Annotated in this window: 17 protein-coding genes; 4 read left to right on the forward strand and 13 right to left on the reverse strand. The window is 71.7% G+C overall.

Going from position 1 to position 20,576, the window contains the following annotated elements:
* Nucleotides 1–34: 34 nt before the first annotated feature.
* Together ACQEUU_RS22975 and ACQEUU_RS22980 are read right to left on the reverse strand one after the other, a co-directional pair.
* A complete protein-coding gene (locus tag ACQEUU_RS22975) occupies nucleotides 35–1,498 on the reverse strand; it encodes an FHA domain-containing protein (protein WP_433069070.1) in 1,464 nt (487 codons plus the stop codon).
* A gap of 294 nt (nucleotides 1,499–1,792) precedes the next feature.
* The gene (locus ACQEUU_RS22980; protein ID WP_433069071.1) at nucleotides 1,793–2,929 is read right to left on the reverse strand and encodes a site-2 protease family protein; all 1,137 of its coding nucleotides are present in this window, start codon (nucleotides 2,927–2,929) and stop codon (nucleotides 1,793–1,795) included.
* Nucleotides 2,930–3,073: 144 nt separating this feature from the next.
* On the opposite strand from ACQEUU_RS22980, the gene ACQEUU_RS22985 reads away from it, so the two are divergent.
* The 3 genes from ACQEUU_RS22985 to ACQEUU_RS22995 are packed head-to-tail and all read left to right on the forward strand — an operon-like array spanning nucleotide 3,074 to nucleotide 5,858.
* Nucleotides 3,074–3,934, forward strand: coding sequence for a RecB family exonuclease (locus ACQEUU_RS22985; RefSeq protein WP_433069074.1), 861 nt, complete (start codon nucleotides 3,074–3,076; stop codon nucleotides 3,932–3,934).
* Between the two features lie 59 nt (nucleotides 3,935–3,993).
* Nucleotides 3,994–5,169, forward strand: coding sequence for a sensor histidine kinase (locus tag ACQEUU_RS22990; RefSeq protein WP_433069077.1), 1,176 nt, complete (start codon nucleotides 3,994–3,996; stop codon nucleotides 5,167–5,169).
* The gene (locus ACQEUU_RS22995) at nucleotides 5,166–5,858 is read left to right on the forward strand and encodes a response regulator (protein ID WP_433069080.1); all 693 of its coding nucleotides are present in this window, start codon (nucleotides 5,166–5,168) and stop codon (nucleotides 5,856–5,858) included. Before ACQEUU_RS22990 ends, ACQEUU_RS22995 begins: the two co-directional genes overlap by 4 nt.
* Nucleotides 5,859–5,877: 19 nt before the next feature.
* On the opposite strand, the gene ACQEUU_RS23000 is transcribed toward ACQEUU_RS22995, so the two are convergent.
* The 9 genes from ACQEUU_RS23000 to metH all read right to left on the reverse strand — a co-directional run bounded on the left by ACQEUU_RS23000 (nucleotide 5,878) and on the right by metH (nucleotide 17,358).
* Nucleotides 5,878–6,867, reverse strand: a complete 990-nt coding sequence (locus ACQEUU_RS23000; protein ID WP_433071944.1) for an ABC transporter ATP-binding protein — start codon at nucleotides 6,865–6,867, stop codon at nucleotides 5,878–5,880.
* Nucleotides 6,868–6,899: 32 nt separating this feature from the next.
* Nucleotides 6,900–7,925 carry an ABC transporter ATP-binding protein gene (locus tag ACQEUU_RS23005; RefSeq protein WP_433069082.1) on the reverse strand — a complete coding sequence of 342 codons (1,026 nt, stop codon included), beginning with the start codon at nucleotides 7,923–7,925 and terminating at the stop codon, nucleotides 6,900–6,902.
* On the reverse strand, nucleotides 7,922–8,935 hold the full coding sequence (locus ACQEUU_RS23010; RefSeq protein ID WP_433069085.1) for an ABC transporter permease: 1,014 nt from the start codon (nucleotides 8,933–8,935) through the stop codon (nucleotides 7,922–7,924). Before ACQEUU_RS23010 ends, ACQEUU_RS23005 begins: the two co-directional genes overlap by 4 nt.
* A gap of 84 nt (nucleotides 8,936–9,019) precedes the next feature.
* The gene (locus tag ACQEUU_RS23015) at nucleotides 9,020–10,786 is read right to left on the reverse strand and encodes an ABC transporter substrate-binding protein (RefSeq protein ID WP_433069088.1); all 1,767 of its coding nucleotides are present in this window, start codon (nucleotides 10,784–10,786) and stop codon (nucleotides 9,020–9,022) included.
* 45 nt (nucleotides 10,787–10,831) lie between these two features.
* Complete coding sequence (locus tag ACQEUU_RS23020; RefSeq protein ID WP_433069091.1) at nucleotides 10,832–11,824, reverse strand: ABC transporter permease; 993 nt, start codon at nucleotides 11,822–11,824, stop codon at nucleotides 10,832–10,834.
* Nucleotides 11,825–12,052: 228 nt separating this feature from the next.
* Nucleotides 12,053–12,556 carry a cellulose synthase gene (locus ACQEUU_RS23025; RefSeq protein WP_433069093.1) on the reverse strand — a complete coding sequence of 168 codons (504 nt, stop codon included), beginning with the start codon at nucleotides 12,554–12,556 and terminating at the stop codon, nucleotides 12,053–12,055.
* An 87-nt stretch (nucleotides 12,557–12,643) separates the two neighbouring features.
* The gene (locus ACQEUU_RS23030; protein ID WP_433069096.1) at nucleotides 12,644–13,108 is read right to left on the reverse strand and encodes a VOC family protein; all 465 of its coding nucleotides are present in this window, start codon (nucleotides 13,106–13,108) and stop codon (nucleotides 12,644–12,646) included.
* Nucleotides 13,109–13,227: 119 nt separating this feature from the next.
* Nucleotides 13,228–13,872 carry an HAD family hydrolase gene (locus ACQEUU_RS23035; RefSeq protein ID WP_433069099.1) on the reverse strand — a complete coding sequence of 215 codons (645 nt, stop codon included), beginning with the start codon at nucleotides 13,870–13,872 and terminating at the stop codon, nucleotides 13,228–13,230.
* Between the two features lie 21 nt (nucleotides 13,873–13,893).
* Nucleotides 13,894–17,358 carry a methionine synthase gene (gene metH, locus ACQEUU_RS23040; protein ID WP_433069102.1) on the reverse strand — a complete coding sequence of 1,155 codons (3,465 nt, stop codon included), beginning with the start codon at nucleotides 17,356–17,358 and terminating at the stop codon, nucleotides 13,894–13,896.
* Between the two features lie 213 nt (nucleotides 17,359–17,571).
* On the opposite strand from metH, the gene ACQEUU_RS23045 reads away from it, so the two are divergent.
* The gene (locus ACQEUU_RS23045) at nucleotides 17,572–18,426 is read left to right on the forward strand and encodes a PAC2 family protein (RefSeq protein ID WP_433069105.1); all 855 of its coding nucleotides are present in this window, start codon (nucleotides 17,572–17,574) and stop codon (nucleotides 18,424–18,426) included.
* A 147-nt stretch (nucleotides 18,427–18,573) separates the two neighbouring features.
* Here the strand turns inward: ACQEUU_RS23045 and ACQEUU_RS23050 are convergent, their stop codons facing one another.
* Nucleotides 18,574–19,275, reverse strand: coding sequence for a sirohydrochlorin chelatase (locus ACQEUU_RS23050; protein WP_433069108.1), 702 nt, complete (start codon nucleotides 19,273–19,275; stop codon nucleotides 18,574–18,576).
* Nucleotides 19,272–20,468 carry a uroporphyrinogen-III synthase gene (locus tag ACQEUU_RS23055; protein WP_433069111.1) on the reverse strand — a complete coding sequence of 399 codons (1,197 nt, stop codon included), beginning with the start codon at nucleotides 20,466–20,468 and terminating at the stop codon, nucleotides 19,272–19,274. Before ACQEUU_RS23055 ends, ACQEUU_RS23050 begins: the two co-directional genes overlap by 4 nt.
* Nucleotides 20,469–20,576: the final 108 nt, after the last annotated feature.

Raw genomic sequence — 20,576 nt, forward strand, 5'->3', positions numbered from 1 at the left:
GCGCCGCCTCAGCCGAGCACCCGCCCTCCTGGGATCAGCTCCGGTGGGCCTCGAAGCGGAGGGTACGGGAGACGCCGACTCGGACGGTGGTGCCCGGGGCGATGGTGACGGGCTCGTTCGGCGGGATGTCGTAGAAGTTCGGGTCGCCCGGCGGCTGGATCTGGGTGCCGTTGACCGAGCCGAGGTCGACCAGGTTGACGTCCCAGCCGTCGAGCGCCACGCGCAGGTGGCGGCGCGAGACCGAGCCGTCGGGGCTGGTCACCTTGGCCGGGCGGGCGCTGCCGCCGGCGACCTCGGGGGCCCGCTCGGGGTCGCGGCCCAGCAGATAGTCGGCCTCCAGCGGCAGGGCGGTGCCGTCGTCGAGGACGAGGACGCCGAGCGAGGGGCGGGGCCCCTTGTAGGGGACGAGGGAGCGCTGCACGAGCGCGATGCCGCACACCGCGCAGTAGGGCGCGCGCGGGTCGTTGAAGTGGTCGTTCTTGCAGTCGACGCCGTAGACCAGCGGCCGGTCGCCGTGGTCGGCCTGCTCCTGGACGGGCGCGGGCTGCTGCTCGTGCTGCGGCGCCGGGCCCATGGGCAGATGGGCGTCCTGCGGCGGGCCCATCAGGGGCGGGCCCGGGTCGTAGTGCTCCTGCGGCGGCGGGCCGACGGGGGCGGGCTGCTGCTCGTACTCCGGCGTGGTGCCGTTGCCGGCCTGCGGCGGCGCGGCGTGCGCGGGCTCGTCGTAGGAGGGGAACGGCGCCGGCTCGGGCCGCGCGGGAGGATGGTCGGCGACCGGCGGCCCCGCCTGCGGGCCGGAGTGCGGCTGCGGGCCGGAGTACGGCTGGGAGCCCGAATACGGCTGGGGACCGGACGGCGGCTGCGGGGCGGGCTGCTGCTGGTCGGCGCCCGACATCGGGTAGGGAAGCGCCTGGGCGGGCGCGGGCGGCTCCTGGCGGGGCATCAGGTCGGGCTCGAAGTGGAGGGCCGTGTTGGGCATCTCGCTGGTGAGCGGCCTGGAGTGGGCGCCGCTCCGGGCCGGGCCCCGGGAGGTGAGCTCGCCGACGATGCCGCCGCCGTGGACGACGCCGCCCTCGAAGTGGACGGCGGGGTGGGGGCGGCCGGCGCCGGGCAGGGTCAGCTCGACCCGGTCGACCGGGCCGCCGATGAGCCGGTCGGCCCAGGTGAGCGAGTCGCTGCCGGACAGCCGGATGTCGCCGGCGGGGCCGGTGACGAGGGCGGAGGCGGCCCCGCTGACCAGGACGGCCACGCCGTCGCCGACGCGTCCGGCGACGGCGCAGGTGCCGGGGTCGCCGGTCATGGTGGCGGCGAGCACCTGGGCGGCGCGGCGCGCGAGCGCCCTGCCGTCGCCTCCCGAGGCGGCCGTCTGGCGCAGCGCGTCGATCAGGCGGGTGCCGGAGGCCTCGTCGACGTCGCACACCAGCAGCAAGCCGCCCTCGTACGCGACGAGCCCGTTGCCGGGAAGCGGCCGCACCGTCCCGAAGCCCTGGTCCGTCATGAGTCCTCCCACATGACCGTGCTGCGCTCGGTCACTCAACTGTCCTTCCCGGAAGCAGGCGATGCCGTGGTGCGCGCATCACCGTGCTGGCCACCAGCCATACGCATACCCAGACGGCGGGACCGCCTCGCGTCTCGATTCGGTGAACCGGGGATCGCGATAAACCCGTCAACTGTGCAAGTTTGGCCAAACAGCACACTATCGGGCCGGAGGTCCTGGCTTCGAATCGCCGGGCCGGCTAGATCACCGAGAACGACACTAGTGGCGGCCGGCCGCATATTCGAGTGGGACAAATCAGACGCCGGCGAAGACCCGGTTGACGTCGGCGGTGGACAGCACGCCGTAGATCTCACCGCCCCGCTCGACGAGGAGGTACTCGCCCGCGGGGGCGTCGCGCATGGCGTCGATGAGCGGCTCGCCGACCAGGTCGGCCGCCAGGACCATGGACGGCTCCAGCGACTTGGCCATGGCGCCGACGTTGACCCAGGGGCGGCGGTGCTCGGGCGTGGCCTGCACCGCCGACTCGTTGACGATGGCGAGCGGGCGGCCCTCGTGGTCGACCACGACCAGAGCGCCGGCGTGCTCCTCGGCCGCCCGGCGCAGCGCCTCGGCGAGCGGCGTCTCGGCCGTGACGGGGATCGCCCTGCGCGCGAGGGTGCGGGCGTTGACCTGGGGGATGCGGGCGCGGATGCGGGCCACGCGCAGTGACTGGGAGGCGCCCATCCAGATGAAGGAGGCCAGCACGATCGGCCAGACGAGGTCGAGGAAGTCGATCTCCTGCCCGGTGGCCGTCGCCAGCCCGAACGGGGCGGCGACGAGCAGGACCGCCAGGATCCGCCCGCCCCAGGCGGCCGCGACGGTGCCGGTGCCGGGGTTGCGGGCGAGCTTCCACACGCCGGCGCGGAGCATCCGGCCGCCGTCGAGCGGCAGGCCGGGCAGCAGGTTGAAGATGCCGACGATGAGGTTGGCCACCCACAGCTGCCAGATGAGCACCTGCGGGACGCCGTCGCCGGTGACCAGGAAGACGTCGGCGAGCCAGCCGATCCCGGCCAGGCCGAGGGAGAGCGCGGGCCCGGCGGCGGCGACCATGAACTCCTTGCCTGGGGTGGGCGGCTCCTTCTCGATCTCGGAGACGCCGCCGAGCAGGTAGAGGGTGATGCGGCGCACGGGCAGCCCGTACCACTTGGCCAGGACGCTGTGGGCCAGCTCGTGCAGCAGCACCGACACGTACAGCAGCACCGCGAAGGCGAACGCCACGCCGTAGGCGGCGGCGCTGCTGATCCCCGGCAGCATGAGTCCGAAGGTCTCGCCGAACAGCCAGGTGATGAAGGCCGCGACGATGAACCACGTCCACGACACGTAGACCGGGATGCCGAACGGCTTTCCCATCCGAAATCCGGAGAACTCCTGTCGCGGGCTCTGCTCGCTCACCGCACTCCTTGACTTCCGCACGCCGTCCGCACGCCGCCCGCCCGCCCGAGCAGGCCGCGCCTGCCTTGATGCTACGCGCAGGATCGGGTGATCCAGGACGCGCGGGGCCCTATTGTGTCGGGGAGGTGTCCTAGAGTGCGGGTCATGACGTTGACCGAGCCGGTGATCATCGGAGCCCTCTCCCCGTCCCGGGCGGGCGACTTCATGACCTGTCCGCTGCTCTACCGGTTCCGGGTCGTCGACCAACTGCCGGAGAAGCCCTCGCAGGCCGCGGTGCGCGGCACGGTCGTGCACGCGGTGCTGGAGCGGCTCTACGACCTGCCGGCGCCGGAGCGTTCCGTGCGCGCCGCGTTGGAGCTGCTGGAGCCGCAGTGGCGGCGGCTGCTGGAGGAGGACCCGCAGCTGGCGGAGATGTTCGCCGGCCCCGAGGAGCAGGCGGCGTGGCTGGCCCAGGCGCGCGAGATGCTGGAGCGCTACTTCACGCTGGAGGACCCGACCCGGCTGGAGCCGGCCGAGCGGGAGCTCTACGTGGAGGCGGTGCTCGACGGCGGGCTGATGCTGCGGGGTTACGTCGACCGGCTGGACGTGGCGCCGACCGGCGAGGTCCGGGTGGTCGACTACAAGACGGGCAGCGCGCCGGGGCCGGACTTCGAGGCCAAGGCGTTGTTCCAGATGAAGTTCTACGCGCTGGTGCTGTGGCGGCTGCGCCGTGAGGTGCCGCGGCTGCTGCAGCTGGTCTATCTGGGCGGGCGGGGCGAGGTGCTGCGGTACGCGCCGGACGAGGCCGACCTGCTGGCCACCGAGCGCAAGGTGAAGGCGCTGTGGCAGGCGATCGAGCGGGCGCTCGACACGGGCGAGTGGCGGGCGCGGCGCAGCCGGTTGTGCGACTGGTGCGATCACCAGGCGCTCTGCCCGGAGTTCGGCGGCGCTCCCCCGCCGGTGCCCGACCGGCAGCCGGGCGACACGGTGCGCCGCCGCCGGCGCGCGGCCACCGACGAGCTGTAGCCGCCTTCTCCTCCTGGAGGAGGAGGTTCCCCCGGCTCACCTGGGCCTACAGTGAAGCGGTGCGCGCAGACCGAACGACGTTCCATGACTCGGTCCTGGCGGTGCTGGTGGCCGCGCTGTCGCTGGCGCTGTTCCTGACCCAGGACGTCGGCCGGCTGGAGGCGCAGGGCCTGGTGGTCGAGGGGCTGCGCGGCCCCGACGCGCTGGGCGCGTCCCTGGTGCTGGTGGCGTGCGTGCCGGTGGCGGGCCGTCGGCGCTGGCCGCTGGCGGGGCTCTGCGCGAGCCTGGCGCCCGAGACGCTGCTGGCGTCCCTCGGCTACGGCTACGGGCTGGGCGGCGCGGCGGTGCTGGTGATGCTCTATTCGGTGGCGTCCAACCGGGGGCTGGCGGCGGCGCTGTGCGGCCTGCTGGTGTCGCTGGCGGTCTACGCGGTGGGGTCGGCCGCCGGGCCGGTCCGCACGACCCACTGGAGCGACCAGCTGATGACGGCCGCGGTGCTGGTGGCCGTCTGGGGCACGGGCCGGAGCCTGCGGCTGCGCCGCGCCTATCTGGAGGAGCTGAAGGACCGGGCGGCGCGGCTGGAGCGGGCGCACGCGGCCGACACCCGGGCGGCGCGGGCCGAGGAGCGCTCCAGGATCGCGCGGGAGCTGCACGACGTGGTGGCGCATCACGTGTCGGTGATGACGGTGCAGGCGGCGGCGGCGCGCAAGGTGCTGGAGAAGGACCCCGACAGCGCTCGGGAGGCGCTGACCGCGATCGAGCACACGGGCCGGCTGGCGATGTCGGAGATGCGCGACATCGTGGGCGTGCTCCGCACCGACGCGGGCGTGGAGCTCGGGCCGCAGCCGGGGGTGCGTGACCTGCCGGCGCTGGTGGAGCAGATGACGGAGGCGGGGCTGCCGACGCGGCTGGCGGTGCGGGGCGAGGCGGTCGGGCTGCCGGCGGGGGTGGAACTGGCCGCCTACCGCACGGTCCAGGAGGCGCTGACCAACAGCCTGCGCCACGCCGGGCCGGGCGCGCGGGCGGTGGTGACGGTGCGCCATCGGCGGTGGGAGCTGGACGTCCGGGTGCTGGACGACGGGCGCGCGGGCGCCGCCCAGGCGGAGGAGCCGGGCCACGGCCTGGTCGGGATTCGCGAGCGGGTGGCGCTCTGTGGTGGAATTCTGAACATCGGCCCGAGACCGGAGGGCGGTTTCGAGGTGCGGGCGAAGTTCCCCCTGAAGGACGGATCATGACGATCAGAGTGCTGCTGGTGGACGACCAGCCGCTGCTCCGCACCGGTTTCCGCCTGATCCTGGAGGCAGAGCCCGACATCACGGTGGTGGGGCAGGCGGGCGACGGCAAGGCCGCGCAGGAGCAGACGAGAGCGCTGCTGCCGGACGTGGTGCTGATGGACATCCGCATGCCGGGGGTCGACGGCATCGAGGCGACCCGGCGGATCGTGCGCGACGCGCCCCGGGCGACCCCGTCGGCGCACGTGCCGAAGGTGCTCGTGCTGACCACGTTCGACCTCGACGAGTACATCGTGGAGGCGCTGCGGTCGGGGGCGTCGGGGTTCCTGCTGAAGGACGTGCCGCCGGACGAGCTGGTCCAGGCGATCCGGGTGGTGGCGGCGGGCGACGCGATCGTGGCGCCGAGCGTCACCCGCAGGCTGCTCGACCGGTTCGCGGCCCGGCTGCCGTCGGCCCACGAGCAGCCTGCGCCCGCGCGGCTGGACCGGCTGACCGAGCGGGAGCTGGAGGTGCTGAGGCTGATCGCCAAGGGCATGTCCAACGCGGAGATCGCGGCCAAGCTGGTGGTCAGCGAGACGACCGTCAAGACGCACGTCGGCAACGTGCTCACCAAGCTCGGGCTGCGCGACCGCGTCCAGGCGGTGGTGCTGGCCTACGAGACCGGGCTGATCACACCGGGCGCCCTGTCGTAGCGGGCGCCCGGGGCGGCGGTCAGACCTGCGCGTCGTCGGCGGCCGAGGTGGCCGCGGCGGGGGCGTTCTCCGGGAAGTGGCAGGCCACGCGGTGGCCGTCGGCCCGCTCCTCCAGCGGCGGCTCCACCTGCTTGCAGATCTCCTGCGCCTTCCAGCAGCGGGTGTGGAAGCGGCAGGCGGGCGGCGGGTTGAGCGGGCTGGGCACGTCGCCGGTGAGGCGGATGCGCTCGCGTTCCTTGCGCGCCTTCGGGTCCGGCACCGGAACCGCCGACAGCAGCGCGTTGGTGTAGGGGTGCATGGGAGCGCTGTAGAGGCTCTTGCGGTCGGCGACCTCGACGATCTTGCCGAGGTACATGACCGCGACCCGGTCGCTGATGTGCCGCACCACCGACAGGTCGTGGGCGATGACCACGTAGGTGAGGTCCAGCTCGCGCTGCAGGTCCTCCAGCAGGTTGACGACCTGGGCCTGGATCGACACGTCGAGGGCGGAGACGGGCTCGTCGGCGATGATGAGCTTCGGCTTGAGCGCGAGCGTGCGGGCGATGCCGATGCGCTGACGCTGGCCGCCGGAGAACTCGTGCGGGTAGCGGTTGTAGTGCTCGGGGTTGAGGCCGACCAGCTCCAGGATGTCCTGGACGGCCTTCTTGACGCCCTGCTCGGTCTTGACGCCCTGGATGCGGAACGGGGCGCCGACGATGGCGCCGACCGTGTGCCGGGGGTTGAGCGACGAGTACGGGTCCTGGAAGATCATCTGCATGTCGCGGCGGAGCGGCCGGAGCTTGCCCTGGCTCAGGTGCGTGATGTCGCGCCCCTCGAAGACCACCTTGCCGGCGGTCGGCTCCAGCAGGCGGGTGACCAGGCGGCCGGTGGTGGACTTGCCGCAGCCGGACTCCCCCACCAGGCCGAGGGTCTCACCCTGGAACACGTCGAAACTGATCCCGTCGACCGCCTTGACGGCGCCGACCTGCCTTTTGAACAGGCCCGCCGTGACGGGGAAGTGCTTCTCCATGTTGTGCACGGAAAGAAGCGGCTCGTTCTCGCTCACTGGGTCTCCAGGACTGGCTTGATCTCGTTCTCCCACAGCTCCCGCCGTTCGGCCCTGGGCATGTGACAGCGCACCAGGTGGCCGCGTTCGGTCGGGGCCAGGTCCGGGACCTCGGCGGAGGCGCGTCCCTCGGTGCGCTCGGCGTACGGGCAGCGCGGGTGGAAGGCGCAGCCCGGCGGCACGTTGATGAGGGACGGCGGGGAGCCCTTGATCGGCAGCAGCCGGTCGGTCGGCTCGCGGTCGAGCCGGGGCATCGAGCCGAGCAGCCCCCAGGTGTAAGGGTGTTCGGGACGGTAGAAGATGTCGTCGGCCGTGCCGTACTCGACGCACTTGCCCGCGTACATGACGAGGATGTCGTCGGACAGCTCGGCCACCACGCCGAGGTCGTGGGTGATGATGATGAGCGCGGAGTTGAACTCGCGCTGCAGGTCCCGCATCAGGTCGAGGATCTGCGCCTGCACGGTCACGTCGAGCGCGGTGGTCGGCTCGTCGGCGATGAGCAGCTCGGGGTCGCAGGAGAGCGCCATGGCGATCATCGCGCGCTGGCGCATGCCGCCGGAGAACTCATGCGGGTAGCTGTCGACGCGCCTGGTCGGCTCCGGGATGCCGACGCGGCCGAGCAGGTCGACGGCGTGCTTGCGGGCGACCTGCTTGCTGACGTCGTGGTGGATCCGGTAGGCCTCGACGATCTGGTGGCCGACCGTGTAGTACGGGTGCATCGACGACAGCGGATCCTGGAAGATCATCGCCATCTTCTTGCCCCGCAGGCCGCGTACCTGCTCGGCGGGCATGGAGACGAGTTCCTCGCCGTCGAGCCAGATCTCGCCGGAGATCCGCGCCCGGCCGCCCTTGTGCAGGCCGAGGATGCCGAGGCTGGTCACGCTCTTGCCGGAGCCGGACTCGCCGACGATGCCGAGCGTGCGGCCGCGTTCGAGGGAGAAGGTCAGGCCGTCGACGGAGCGGACGAGGCCGTCGTCCGTCGGGAAATGGATCTTCAGGTCCTTGACGTCAAGGAAGCTCACGACAACCTCACCCTCGGGTCGACCCAGGCGTACAGCAGGTCGACGACCAGGCTCGCGATGACCACGAAGCAGGCCGCGAACAGGACGACTCCCATGACCTGCGGCAGGTCCTGGTTTCTGATGGCCAGGATGGCGAACTGGCCGAGGCCGGGCAGAGTATAGGTGGTCTCGGTGAGGACGGCGCCACCGATCAGCAGGCCGAAGTCGATGCCGAAGAGGGTCAGGATCGGGGTCAGCGCGGCTCTCAGGCCGTGTTTGACCACCACGTCCCGCTCGCGCAGGCCCTTGGCCCTGGCGGTGCGGATGTAGTCCTCACCCATGGTCTCCAGCATGCCCGCCCGGGTCAGCCGCGCGTAGGTGGCGGCGAACAGGAACGCCAGCGTGATCCACGGCAACAGCAGGTTGTAGGCCCACTCCCCCGGATTGACGGTGAAGTCGGTCCACGAGCCGCCCGGTGGTGTCCAGCCGAGGCCGTAGGAGAAGACGACCAGCGTGACCATGCCGGTGAAGAAGATGGGCAGCGACACGCCGGCCAGGGCGGTGCCCATGGACAGGCGGTCGAACAGGGTGCCGCGGCGCAGCGCGGAGACGACGCCGACGAGGACGCCGCCGATCACCCAGAGGAAGGCGGCGCCGATGGCGAGGGAGAACGTCACCGGCATCCGGTCGAGCAGGTCCGGCCAGACGGGCTGGCCGGAGATGAAGGAGTAGCCGAAGCAGGGCGCCGGGCACTGCTCCACGCCCGCGCCGTAGTCGTACTCGGCGCCGACGAAGATGCCCTTGACGAACCGGCCGTACTGCACGATCACGGGATCGTTGAAGCCCAGCCGCTCGGCGACCAGGGCCACCGTCTCTTCCGTGGCCGCGCGGCCGACGTAGCGCGAGGCCAGCGCCTCCGGGCTGGACCCGGCCCACTGCGGCACCACGAAGAAGATGCCGAAGGTGACCATGCTGATAACGATCAACATGGCGATCGCGCCGATGAATCGTCTGATGATGTATGTGAGCACCGCTGGCGGCCGGATGGCCTGCCCGTCGCCGGGCAGGCCATCCCTGCCTTCACCTGCCTTCGCTAGATCCCCGTGCCTCGCCTGCTACTCGACGCCGAGCAGGATGTAGTCGTACATGCTCTGGCCCTCGTTGTAGGCGATGTTCGTCACGCCCTCGCCGCGCAGGAGCAGGGCCTTGGCCCAGACCACCGGCAGGATCGAGGCGTCCTCCATGACGGCCTTGTCGACGTCGACCCACAGCTTGCCGCGGGCCGTCGCGTCGAGCTCGCCCGAGGCCTGGTCGATCAGGCCGTCGACCTTGTCGCTCTTGACGCTGAGGTTGTAGTTACCGGCGTCGCGGATGGTGCGGCTGTCCACGATGGCCTGCATGAAGCCGTAACCGTCGGGCCAGTCGGAGCCCCAGCCGTGACCGGCCAGGCCGATCTTGTTCTTCTTCTGGTACTCGACGTTGCCGGCGTAGTCGGAGAAGTAGCTGGAGGCCGGGAAGCCCTTCAGCGTGAGCTTGATGTTGACCTTGGCCAGGGCCTGCTGCATCGCCTCGGCCAGCGCCTTCTCACGCGGGCGCTCGGCGCGGTAGGTCATCGTGGTCTCGAAGCCGTCCGGGTGGCCACAGGCGGCCAGGGCCTGCTTGGCCTTCTCCACGTCGCCCTTGTTCTCAGCGGTCTGGTAGAGGTCGAACTTCTCCTGGCCGACGATGGGCGGCGGCATGACGTTGGTCGCGATGTCGCCACCGGCGACGGGGCCTCCGTAGGCGGTCTGGTTGGCGACGCGGTCGGCGGCCCACATGACGGCCTTACGGCACTCGACGTTGTCCAGCGGCGGGGCCTCCGGGATCACGGAGACGAACCAGAGCCGCGGGATGATCGGGTTGTCCGTGCGCGCCTTCAGCGCCGGGTCCGGGAGGACCTTGCCGAGGGCGGCGGGCTGCAGACCGGTGCCCGGGATGTCCAGGTGGATGTCACCGGAGATGAGCTGGTTGTCGAGGTCGTCGGCGTTGACGTTGAGCTGGACCTCGATGCGGTCGGGCAGCGCGGGCCGGTTCGGGTCGGTCGCCGGGTCCCACTGGTCGTTGCGGACCAGGGCGAAGCGCTTGCCGATCTCGTTGCTCTCGAACTTGTACGGACCGGAGGAGACGACCTTCTCCCGGTACTTGGCGCCGGTGTCCTTGTCCTTGGGAACCGGGGCCGTCATCGGCATCTGGACGACGTAGTCCATCGACGCGAACGGCTTCTTCAGCTTGAAGACGATCGTCTGGTCGTCGGGGGTCTCGATGGCGGAGCTGTAGTCGGCGTCCGGGGCCTTGTAGACGCCCTTGTAGTCCTTCGGCCAGTCGAGCAGCTCGTTGAGGTACGACGGGCCGTGCGGGAAGGTCTCCTTGTCGAAGGAGCGCGCGACCGCGTAGGCGACGTCCTTGGACGTGATCGGGGTGCCGTCCTCGAACTTGACGCCCTGCTTGATCTTGTACGTCCAGCTCTTGCCGTCAGAGCTCGGCTCGCCGAGTCCCTCGGCGAGGTCGGGGATGACGGTGTTGCCCTCGGGGCCGGGGCCCGGCTTGTACATCGTCAGCGTCCGCCAGTAGAGCCGGCCGAAGTTGAACGAGTAGCCGTAGTAGGTGTCGGCCGGGTCGAGGCTATCCCAGTCGCCGGAGTGCGCGGCCTTGAGGGTACCGCCCTTCTTGGTCGAAGGGTTGTAGACCCCGGTCAGGGCGGCATCGGCCACGGGTTGCGCGGCGCCGCCGGAGGCCGACTGGGCCGGCTGCTGCTGCGTACCGCCCCCTCCGCCGCCGCAGGCGGAGAGCACTAGGGCGAGCGCCGCTGTCGCGGCCGCTGCCAGTGCGGATTTCCTTCTCATTGATACCCCTTGTTAGTGGAGATGGGGATGGAGCGTGGGCGAAGGTCAGTGCGCCCGCGGGTCGAAGGCGTCCCTCAGTCCGTCGCCGAACAGGTTGAACGCCAGGACGGTGATGAAGATCGCCAGACCCGGGAAGATCACGAAGTGCGGCAGGGTGTAGAACCGCACGGCTTCGGAGAGCATGCCGCCCCAGGTGGGAGTGGGCGGGTTGACGCCGACGCCGAGGAAAGACAGCGCGGCCTCGAAGAGGATGTTGGCCGGGATGAGCAGGGTCGCGTAGACCAGGATCGGGGCCATCAGGTTGGGCAGGATCTCACGGAACAGGATGTAGCCGTTGCGGGCGCCCAGGCTCCTGGCGGCGTCGACGAACTCGCGCTCGCGCAGCGACAGCGTCTGGCCGCGGACGATGCGCCCGATGCTGGGCCAGCTGAAGAAGCCGATGATGAAGATCAGCATCGCGATGCGGAGCCCGTTGCCCTCCAGCCCGAAGCCCTCGTTCGGCATCACGCCGACCAGCGCGATGGCGAAGACGAGCAGCGGGAAGGCCAGGAACACGTCCATGATCCGGCCGATGATCTGGTCGACCCAGCCGCCGAAGTAGCCGGCGATGACGCCCATGACCGTGCCGATGAGCACCGACACCATCGTGGCCAGGAAGCCGATCAGCAGTGAGATGCCGGCCCCGGCGACGATGCGGCTGAAGATGTCGCGACCGTTGACCGGCTCGACGCCGAGCGGGTACTCGGCGCTCATCCCGCCGAAGTCGCCCAGGGGCAGCAGGGTGTTGGGGTCGATCGCGTCCTGGTGGAACTCCAGCGGGTCGTGGCCGAACAGGCTGATGATCGGCGTCGCGAAGATCGCCACCAGGATCAAGAAGATCACGACGATGCCGCCGCTGAGCGCGACCTTGTCGCGCCTCAGCCGCATCCAGGCGATCCGGGTGAGAGACCGGCCCTGGACGGCTCTGCCCGCTCCGGCGAGCGTGGCCTCTGGCGGCACCTGCGCCGAGGCACCGGAAACGTCGAGCGGTGCGGTCATGCCGGATAGCCCCCTGATTGTTCAGACGACGTTGTCTGGAGTTTCGTCGTAAAGACCGCTTGGTCGCGACCTTCAGGAGGCAGGATGTATGGCCTGAACTGCGCTGACTAGCCCCTCAGGCCGCTATGTGGCTCAACTGTGATTGACGCGAAACGCATTCGTATCGATCTTGGTGGGAATGTGCACGACCAGTCCTGGTTGCGTCTCAGATCCGTGACATACCGGGATCTAGCTGATGCCGCGACGCCGGAGAAGGTCCTCGATGTCCGAGAAGTCGTCTTCGCCTTTCGGGGCCTTCTTCTTCTCCACGGCGGGCCGGGCGGACGCCTGCGGCCGGCCGCCCTCGGACGCGGGGGCGGGCTTCGCCTTCGCCGCCCCGCCGGCGCTCACGGCGTCGCCCGTGCTCCCGGCGCCACCGGTCTTGCGGAGCTTCCTGCCGCGCAGCACGCCGGAGACGACGAACAGCACCACCGACAGGCCGGCCACGGCCACCCCCGCCCACACCAGCGGGTTGAACACCAGGTTCGCCACGAACCCGACGACGGTGGAGCCGATGGTCCACAGCGCCCGCAGCGCGTCGGTCAAGTACGCGGCCAGCGGCAGCAGCGCCCACGCCAGCACCCGGAACCCGGAGGCCGCGCCCCGGCGCCGGAACGCCAGGAAGCTCATCACCAGCCCCGCGATGGTCAGGCCGATGCAAAGCGGGAACCAGGCGATCTGTTCGAAACCCATGCGGGTCACCCCTCCGTATGTGCCTTTTCTCTCCATCCTGGCACGTGATACCCGCCCCGCCCCTCCTCCGGGAGAACCAGCGGCCCCCTAAGGGTCGACTCCGTCCGCCCCCGACGCCGCGCGCGTGGAGACGAAGACGCAGAAGGGGTGTCCCGCCGGGTCGGCGTAGACGCGCAGCGGCTCCTCCTCGTCCTCGATGCGGTCCAGCAGCAGCCGTCCGCCGAGGCGCAGCACCCGCTCGTGCGCGGCGCGCAGCTCCCCGACCGACCTCACGGTCAGGTCCAGGTGCAGCTGCTGGGGCACCGGTCCGCCTGGCCAGGTCGCCTCGGGCAGCTCGTCCACCTGCTGGAAGGCCAGCCACGAAGCGCCGCCCGGGGTTCGCAGGACCAGCCAGTCGCGGCCCCGCTCGTCGTCGGCCCCCGCCTCGGGAGGCTCGTCACCGGGCCGGTAGACCAGCCCCAGCAGGGCCCGGTAGAACTCCGCCAGGGCCCTGGCGTCGGTGCAGTCGAGCACCACCTGGCACAACTCGGGCCTGCCGTCCCCGTCCGCCACGCGAACCGCCTCTCTCCGCGATCATCTCCGGCATGCCCTCTGCACCGGGAGTGCGGCGTTAAACGGCGGGACCGCGGATGCCTGCGTCAGGCCGTGCGGCCGGGAGCGCGGGAGACGGATCAGGAAGGCAGGAGGGCGCGCAGGCGGGCCGGCGTGACCTCCGTGAGCGAGGGGACCACCAGGCGGCCCGGCGCCGGCTCCACCGGCAGCAGGCTCGGCACCGCCACCACGGCGCACCCCGCCGCCGTCGCCGCCGCCACCCCGTTGGGCGAGTCCTCCAGCACGACGCAGCGCACCGGCTCCGCCTTCACCAGGTCGGCCGCCGTCAGGTAGGGCTCCGGGTCGGGCTTGGTGCGGACGACGTCGTCGGCGGTGACGACGACGTCGAAACGCTCGCGGCCCACGTGCTTGAGCACCGCGTCGGCGATCTCCAGCAGCGACGACGTCACCAGCGCTACCGGCACCCCCTCGTCCCGCAGCGCGTCGAGCAGCTCGGCGGCGCCCGGCATGATCCGCACCCCGCCCGCCAGGCGGGCCACCATGCCGGTCACCATCCACTCGCGCACCGTCCACGCGGGCACCGGCGACTCCGAGACGCCCAGCATGTAGTCGACCGTGCGCTCCATGGAGCCGCCGACCAGGTGGGCCTGGTGCTCGGGAGTCCAGTTGGTGCCGAGCCTGCCCATCACCTCGGTCTCGACCTCCAGCCACACCCGCTCGGTGTCGACCAGGAGACCGTCCATGTCGAAGAAGACCGCTTCCACCCCGTACCCCTCCTGAGGCCGTCAGACGTTGAAGTACTTGGCCTCGGGATGGTGGGCGACGAGGGCGGAGGTCGCCTGCTCCGGATGGAGCTGGAACTCCTCCGACAGGGTGACGCCGATCCGCTCCGGGTCGAGCAGCTGGAAGAGCTGCACCTGGTCCTCGAGGTTGGGGCAGGCAGGATAGCCGAACGAGTAGCGGCAGCCCTGGATGTTGACCTTCAGCATGTCGTCGAGCGACTCGTCGCCGCCGATGCGCCACTCCGAGCGGACCCGGGCGTGCCAGTATTCGGCCAGCGCCTCGGTGAGCTGCACCGAAAGGCCGTGGAGCTCCAGGTAGTCGCGGTAGGCGTCCTTGGCGAACAGCTCGGCCGTGGCTTCGGAGATCTTGCCGCCCATGGTGACGACCTGGAGACCCACCACGTCGGTCTCCCCCGAGTCCTTGCTCCGGAAGAAGTCGGACAGGCACAGGTGGCGGTCGCGGCGCTGGCGCGGGAACGTGAAGCGGGTGCGCTCCCCGCCCGACTCGTCGAGGATGATCAGCGAGTCGCCGTCGCTGACGCACGGGAAGTAGCCGTAGACGACGGCGGCCTCCAGCAGGCCCTCGGTCTGCAGCCGCTCCAGCCACATGCGCAGCCTCGGCCGGCCCTCGGACTCGACCAGCTCCTCGTAGCCGGGACCGTCGCCGCCCCTGGTCGGCTTGAGCCCCCACTGGCCGAGGAAGAGCGCCCGCTCGTCGAGGAAGGCCGCGTAGTCGGCCAGCGGGATGCCCTTGACGATGCGGTCGCCGTGGAACGGCGGCGCCGGCACCGGGTTGTCGGCGGCCACGTCGGAACGGGCCGGCAGCTCCTCGACGGGGGTACGGCTCAGCCGGGCGCCGGTCTTGACCTGGCGCCGGCGCAGCGGCGGCAGCTCGGCGCCGGCCACCCCGCGCTTGACGGCCATGATCGCGTCCATCAGGCGCAGGCCCTCGAAGGCGTCGCGGGCGTAGCGGACCTCGCCCTCGAACAGCTCGGCCAGGTCCTGCTCGACGTAGGCGCGGGTGAGCGCGGCGCCGCCGAGCATCACCGGGTAGCGCTTGGCCAGGCCCCTGGAGTTGAGCTCCTCGAGGTTCTCCTTCATTACCACGGTCGACTTGACCAGCAGGCCGGACATGCCGATGACGTCGGCCTTCTGCTCGTCGGCGGCTTCCAGGATGGCCGAGACCGGCTGCTTGATGCCGAGGTTGACGACCTCGTAGCCGTTGTTGGACAGGATGATGTCGACGAGGTTCTTGCCGATGTCGTGCACGTCGCCCTTGACCGTGGCCAGCACGATGCGGCCCTTCGTCTCTCCCTCGACCCGCTCCATGTGCGGCTCCAGGTGGGCGACGGCGGCCTTCATCACCTCGGCCGACTGCAGCACGAACGGCAGCTGCATCTGGCCGGACCCGAACAGCTCGCCGACCGTCTTCATGCCGTCGAGCAGCACGTCGTTGATGATCTCCAGGGCGGGCCGCTGGGCCAGCGCCTCCTCGAGGTCGGCCTCCAGGCCCTTGCGCTCGCCGTCGATGATCCGGCGCTTGAGCCGCTCCCAGAGCGGCAGCGCGGCCAGCTCCTCGGCCTTGCCGGCGCGCATCGCCGCGGCGTCGACCCCCTCGAACAGGTCCATGAACCGCTGCAGCGGGTCGTAGCCCTCGCGCCGCCGGTCGTAGACCATGTCGAGGGCTACCTGGCGCTGCTCGTCGGGGATGCGGGCCATGGGCAGGATCTTGGAGGCGTGCACGATGGCGGAGTCGAGCCCGGCGTTGACGCACTCGTTCAGGAACACCGAGTTGAGCACCATGCGGGCGGCGGGGTTGAGGCCGAAGCTGATGTTGGAGACGCCGAGCGTGGTCTGCACGCCGGGGTGGCGCCGCTTGAGCTCGCGGATGGCCTCGATGGTCTCCAGGCCGTCGCGCCTGGTCTCCTCCTGGCCGGTGGCGATGGGGAAGGTGAGGCAGTCGACGATGATGTCCTCGACCCGCATGCCCCAGTTGCCGGTCAGGTCGTCGATCAGGCGGCAGGCCACGCCCACCTTGTGCTCGGCGGTGCGGGCCTGGCCCTCCTCGTCGATGGTGAGCGCCACCACGGCGGCGCCGTGCTCCCGCACCAGCCGCATGATCTTCTGGAAGCGGGAGTCGGGGCCGTCGCCGTCCTCGTAGTTGACGGAGTTGACGGCGGCGCGGCCGCCGAGCATCTCCAGCCCGGCGCGGAGCACCTCGGGCTCGGTCGAGTCGAGCATGATCGGCAGGGTGGAGGCGGTGGCCAGCCGGAACGCCAGCTCCTTCATGTCGGCCACGCCGTCGCGGCCGACGTAGTCGACGCACAGGTCGAGCATGTGGGCGCCGCCGCGGGCCTGGTCGCGGGCCATCTCGACGCAGTCGTCCCAGCGTCCCGCCAGCATGGCCTCGCGGAAGGCCTTGGAGCCGTTGGTGTTGCAGCGCTCGCCGACGGCCAGGAACGAGGTGTCCTGGCGGAACGGGACCGTCTGGTAGAGCGAGGAGGCGCCGGGCTCGGGGTGCGGGCGGCGGGGGGCGACCTGACGGCCCCGCACCCGCTCGACCACCTGGCGCAGGTGCTCGGGGGTGGTGCCGCAGCAGCCGCCGACGAGGGACAGGCCGTAGTCGCGGGTGAAGGCGTCGTGGGCGGCGGTCAGCTCCTCGGCGCTCAGCGGGTAGTAGGCGCCGTCGGAGGTGAGCACGGGCAGGCCGGCGTTGGGCATGCACGACAGCCGCAGCCGCGAGTGGCGCGCGAGGTAGCGCAGGTGCTCGCTCATCTCGGCGGGGCCGGTGGCGCAGTTGAGGCCGATCACGTCGACGCCGAGCGGCTCGATCGCCGTCAGCGCGGCGCCGATCTCGGAGCCGAGCAGCATGGCGCCGTTGGTCTCGATCGTCACCTGGGCGATGATCGGCACGTCGCGCCCGGCCGCCTCGACGGCCCGCTTCGCACCCAGCACGGCGGCCTTGACCTGGAGCAGGTCCTGGCAGGTCTCGATGATCAGCGCGTCGGCGCCGCCGGCGACCAGGCCCGCCGCGTTGTCGCGGTAGGCGTCGCGCAGGGTGGCGAACGGCAGGTGACCGAGCGTGGGCAGCTTGGTGCCGGGGCCCATCGAGCCGAGCACGAACCGGGGATGGTCGGGCGTCGACCAGTGGTCGGCGCGCCGCCTGGCGATCCTGGCGCCGGCCTCGGAGTATTCGTAGACCCGGTCGCCGATGTCGTACTCGCCGAGCGCGGCGAGGTTGGCGCCGAAGGTGTTGGTCTCGACGCAGTCGACGCCCACGGCGAAGTAGGCGTCGTGGACGCCCTCGACGATGTCCGGCCGCGTGACGTTGAGCACCTCGTTGCAGCCCTCGTGACCTTCGAAGTCGTCGAGGGTGGGGTCGTGGGCCTGGAGCATCGTGCCCATGGCGCCGTCGGCGACGATCACACGCTGGGACAGCACTTCTCGGAATGTCTGGGCGACGCTCATGGACCACAGCCTATCGGCTGTGCCGAACCGAGATCCGCGCCGCCGTGCGGCCCGCCCCGCCCGCGGCCCCGCCCGCGACCCCGCCGTCACGGCGTCCGGCCTGGTCTTCCACGACAGGCGGTACGACGGATACCACTGATCGCGCTTACCACGTGACAGGAGTACCTCCTCACCGCATAGGCTTAGCGCGATGGTGCAGACAGGAGGCGACACGTGATCGAGCTCGAAGGGCTTCCCGAGCTCGTGGACCCGGTGCTCATTGCCGCGTTCGAGGGCTGGAACGACGCGGGCGAGGCGTCGAGCGGTGTGATCGCCCATCTCGAGTCCGCCTGGAAGGCCGAGCCGCTGGCCGAGCTGGACCCTGACGACTACTACGACTTCCAGGTCACCCGCCCGGTCGTGGAGATGGGCGACGGGCTGACCCGGTCGATCATCTGGCCGACGACGAGGCTGCTGCGCGCCCGTCCGCCCGGCCTTGAGCGTGACGTGGTGCTGCTGCGCGGGATCGAGCCCAACATGCGCTGGCGGTCGTTCTGCGCCGACATCATCGACGTCTGCCGCGAGCTGGGCGTCGAGCAGGCCGTCATGCTGGGCGCGCTGCTCAACGACTCGCCCCACACCCGGCCGGTGCCGATCCTCGGCTCGGCCACCGATGAGGGCCTGGCGCGCTCGATCAACCTGGAGCTGAGCCGCTACGAGGGCCCGACGGGCATCGTCGGCGTGCTGCAGCACGCGTTCGGCCGCGCGGGCCTGAGCGCCGTCACGCTGTGGGCGTCGGTGCCCCACTACGTGGCCCAGCCGCCCAACCCGAAGGCCACGCTCGCGCTGCTGCGCCGGCTGGAGGACGTGCTGGAGATCCCGATGCCGCTGGGAGACCTCGACGAGGAGGCCCGCGCGTGGGAGCACGGCGTCGACGAGCTGGCCTCGCAGGACAGCGAGGTGGCCGAGTACGTCAAGGAGCTCGAGGAGCGCAAGGACGCGGCGGAGCTGCCGGAGGCGAGCGGCGACGCGATCGCGGCCGAGTTCGAGCGTTACCTCAGGCGTCGCGACCGCGACACCGACACCTGACCGCCCCGGCGGCCCGCATGGGGCCGCTCAGGGCGATTCCGCCCGGAACGCGCCTGACCCGTCAGGACGCCGGGCGTCCGTGCCCGCGACGGGTAGAGGCGTCCGTGCCCGCGCCGGGTCGAGCCGGCCCGCGGCGGGGAACCCCGGTCAGACGGCTGTCCGCGTGAGGGCGCGGTGGCGCAGGGTCTGGTCGTAGCGGTGCCAGGCCAGGGCGGCGACGTCGGCGTCGGCGCCGAGCGGCGCGCTGACGAGGTCGGCGCCGGCGGCGGCCAGGCGGGAGTGGAAGAAGCCGGGCGCCAGCAGGTAGGAGGCGAGCGCCACCCGGGCCGCTGGGCCTGACCGCAGCCGTTCCATGGTCTCGGCGAGCCCCGGCTCGCCGGCCGAGACGAAAGCGGCGGTGACGGGGCGGGACAGGCGGACGGCGAGCCGGTGGGCGGCGGCGCGCACGTCGGCCAGGGCGGCGGGGTCGGAGGACCCGGCCGCGCCCAGCACGACCGCGTCCGTGGCGCGCAGGCCGGCCCGGTCCAGGCGGCGGGCGAGCGCGCCGGTGAGCAGCCGGTGCGGGCCGAGCTGCCGGGCGACCAGGGCGTCGGGCCGGTGTTCGGCGAGCACGGCGGGCAGGTCGACGTGCACGTGGTAGCCGCCCGCCAGCAGCAGGGGGACGACGACCACCGGTCCGGGCACGCGCGGCAGCACGTCGCGCAGCAGCGGAGGGCTGATCTCCAGGTAGGTCAGCTCGACCCGGTGGCGGGGGCGGGCCGCGCGGACGGCGCGGGCCAGCGCTGACAGGGTGCGCCGCCCCTCCTCGCTGCGGGTGCCGTGGGCGGCCAGTACGAGCGTCGGGGTCACTGGACGCCCTCGTACCGGCAGGCCAGCCGGTAGCCGCGCTTGACCACGGTCTCGACGATCCCGGCGGGGCCGAGGGCGCGGCGCAGGCGGGTGATGGCCATCTCGACGGCGTGCTCGGCCGAGTCTCTCGCGGTGCTGCCGGGCAGGACGGTGCGCAGTTCGGCGCGGGAGACGACGTGGCCGGGCTTGTCGGCCAGGCGTTTGAGCACGGCCATCGGGGCGGGCGGCAGCGGGCGCAGCTCGCCGTCGACGACCACGGCGTGGCCGCGGATCTCCAGCTGGTGGCCGGCCGCCTCCAGCCGGGACACGGACTCGGCGGGCAGGTGGCGGGCCAGGACGCGGGCGAGCGCGCCCAGCCGGGCCCTGTCGGGCTGGAGCGTGGGCACGCCGCGGTCGGTGAGCGGGCCCGCGGTGACCGGGCCGACGCAGGCGGCCACGACGCGTCCGCCGAACGCGGCCAGCAGCGCGGCCTCGACGCCTTCGGCCCTGGCGGCGTTGAGCATGGCGTGCACGGCGGGCGCGCTGGTGAAGGCGACCGCGTCGACCGAGCCGGCGATGGTCTGGGTGATCAGGCGGCGCAGCGGCGACGGGTCGCGGTACGGCAGCCACCGGTAGACGGGGATCTCGATCACCTCGGCGCCCGCCTCGCGCAGCGCGGCGATGAAGTCGGTGAGCGGCTCGCCGTGCTGCTGGACGGCGATGCGGCGGCCGCGCAGGTCCTGGGCGAGCAGGTAGTCCTTGACCTCGGCGCAGGATTCGGTGGCGGGGGTCCAGTGGTCGTTGAGCCCGGCGGCGCGGACCGCTCCCCTGGCCTTGGGCCCGCGGGTGAGCAGGCGCGCGCGGGCGAGGTGGTCGCCCAGTTCGGCGGACAGGCCCCAGCCCTCGGCGGCGGCCATCCAGCCGCGGAAACCTACTCCGGTGGTGACGACCACGTCGTCGACGGGCCGTTCGAGGCTCTGCCGGGTCGCCGCGAGCAGGTCGGCGTCCTCGGCGAGCGGGACGAGCCTGATCGCCGGGGCGCTGAGCACGCGGGCGCCGCGCCGTTCGAGCAGCGCGCCGAACTCCTCGCGCCGCCGGGTGGCGGTGACGCCGATCGTGAACCCCGCCAGCGCGTCCGGCGCGGTCTCCGGTGAGATCTCCGGCGACGTGGTGACGTCGCCGATGGCTGGCGCACTGATGGTTGGCGCACTCATGCGAGAACCTCGTCGTGGGTCGGGGAGGTCCGGCCGGGCCCCGAGCACCCGGCCGGACATCACAGGCACGTGAACCGGAAGTGAGATCACCCCTTCATGGTGGGTTCC

Origin of the sequence: Nonomuraea sp. CA-218870 (genome assembly GCF_050936535.1) — a bacterium.
GTDB lineage: Bacteria > Actinomycetota > Actinomycetes > Streptosporangiales > Streptosporangiaceae > Nonomuraea > Nonomuraea corallina.

What these genes read in the sequence shown, in the direction of transcription:
- ACQEUU_RS22975 (WP_433069070.1), bottom strand. Translation starts at nt 1,498, where the DNA reads ATGACGGACCAGGGCTTCGGGACGGTGCGGCCGCTTCCCGGCAACGGG.
- ACQEUU_RS22985 (WP_433069074.1), top strand. Translation starts at nt 3,074, where the DNA reads ATGACGTTGACCGAGCCGGTGATCATCGGAGCCCTCTCCCCGTCCCGG.
- ACQEUU_RS22995 (WP_433069080.1), top strand. Translation starts at nt 5,166, where the DNA reads ATGACGATCAGAGTGCTGCTGGTGGACGACCAGCCGCTGCTCCGCACC.
- ACQEUU_RS23000 (WP_433071944.1), bottom strand. Translation starts at nt 6,867, where the DNA reads ATGGAGAAGCACTTCCCCGTCACGGCGGGCCTGTTCAAAAGGCAGGTC.
- ACQEUU_RS23015 (WP_433069088.1), bottom strand. Translation starts at nt 10,786, where the DNA reads ATGAGAAGGAAATCCGCACTGGCAGCGGCCGCGACAGCGGCGCTCGCC.
- ACQEUU_RS23020 (WP_433069091.1), bottom strand. Translation starts at nt 11,824, where the DNA reads ATGACCGCACCGCTCGACGTTTCCGGTGCCTCGGCGCAGGTGCCGCCA.
- ACQEUU_RS23025 (WP_433069093.1), bottom strand. Translation starts at nt 12,556, where the DNA reads ATGGGTTTCGAACAGATCGCCTGGTTCCCGCTTTGCATCGGCCTGACC.
- metH (WP_433069102.1), bottom strand. Translation starts at nt 17,358, where the DNA reads ATGAGCGTCGCCCAGACATTCCGAGAAGTGCTGTCCCAGCGTGTGATC.
- ACQEUU_RS23055 (WP_433069111.1), bottom strand. Translation starts at nt 20,468, where the DNA reads ATGAGTGCGCCAACCATCAGTGCGCCAGCCATCGGCGACGTCACCACG.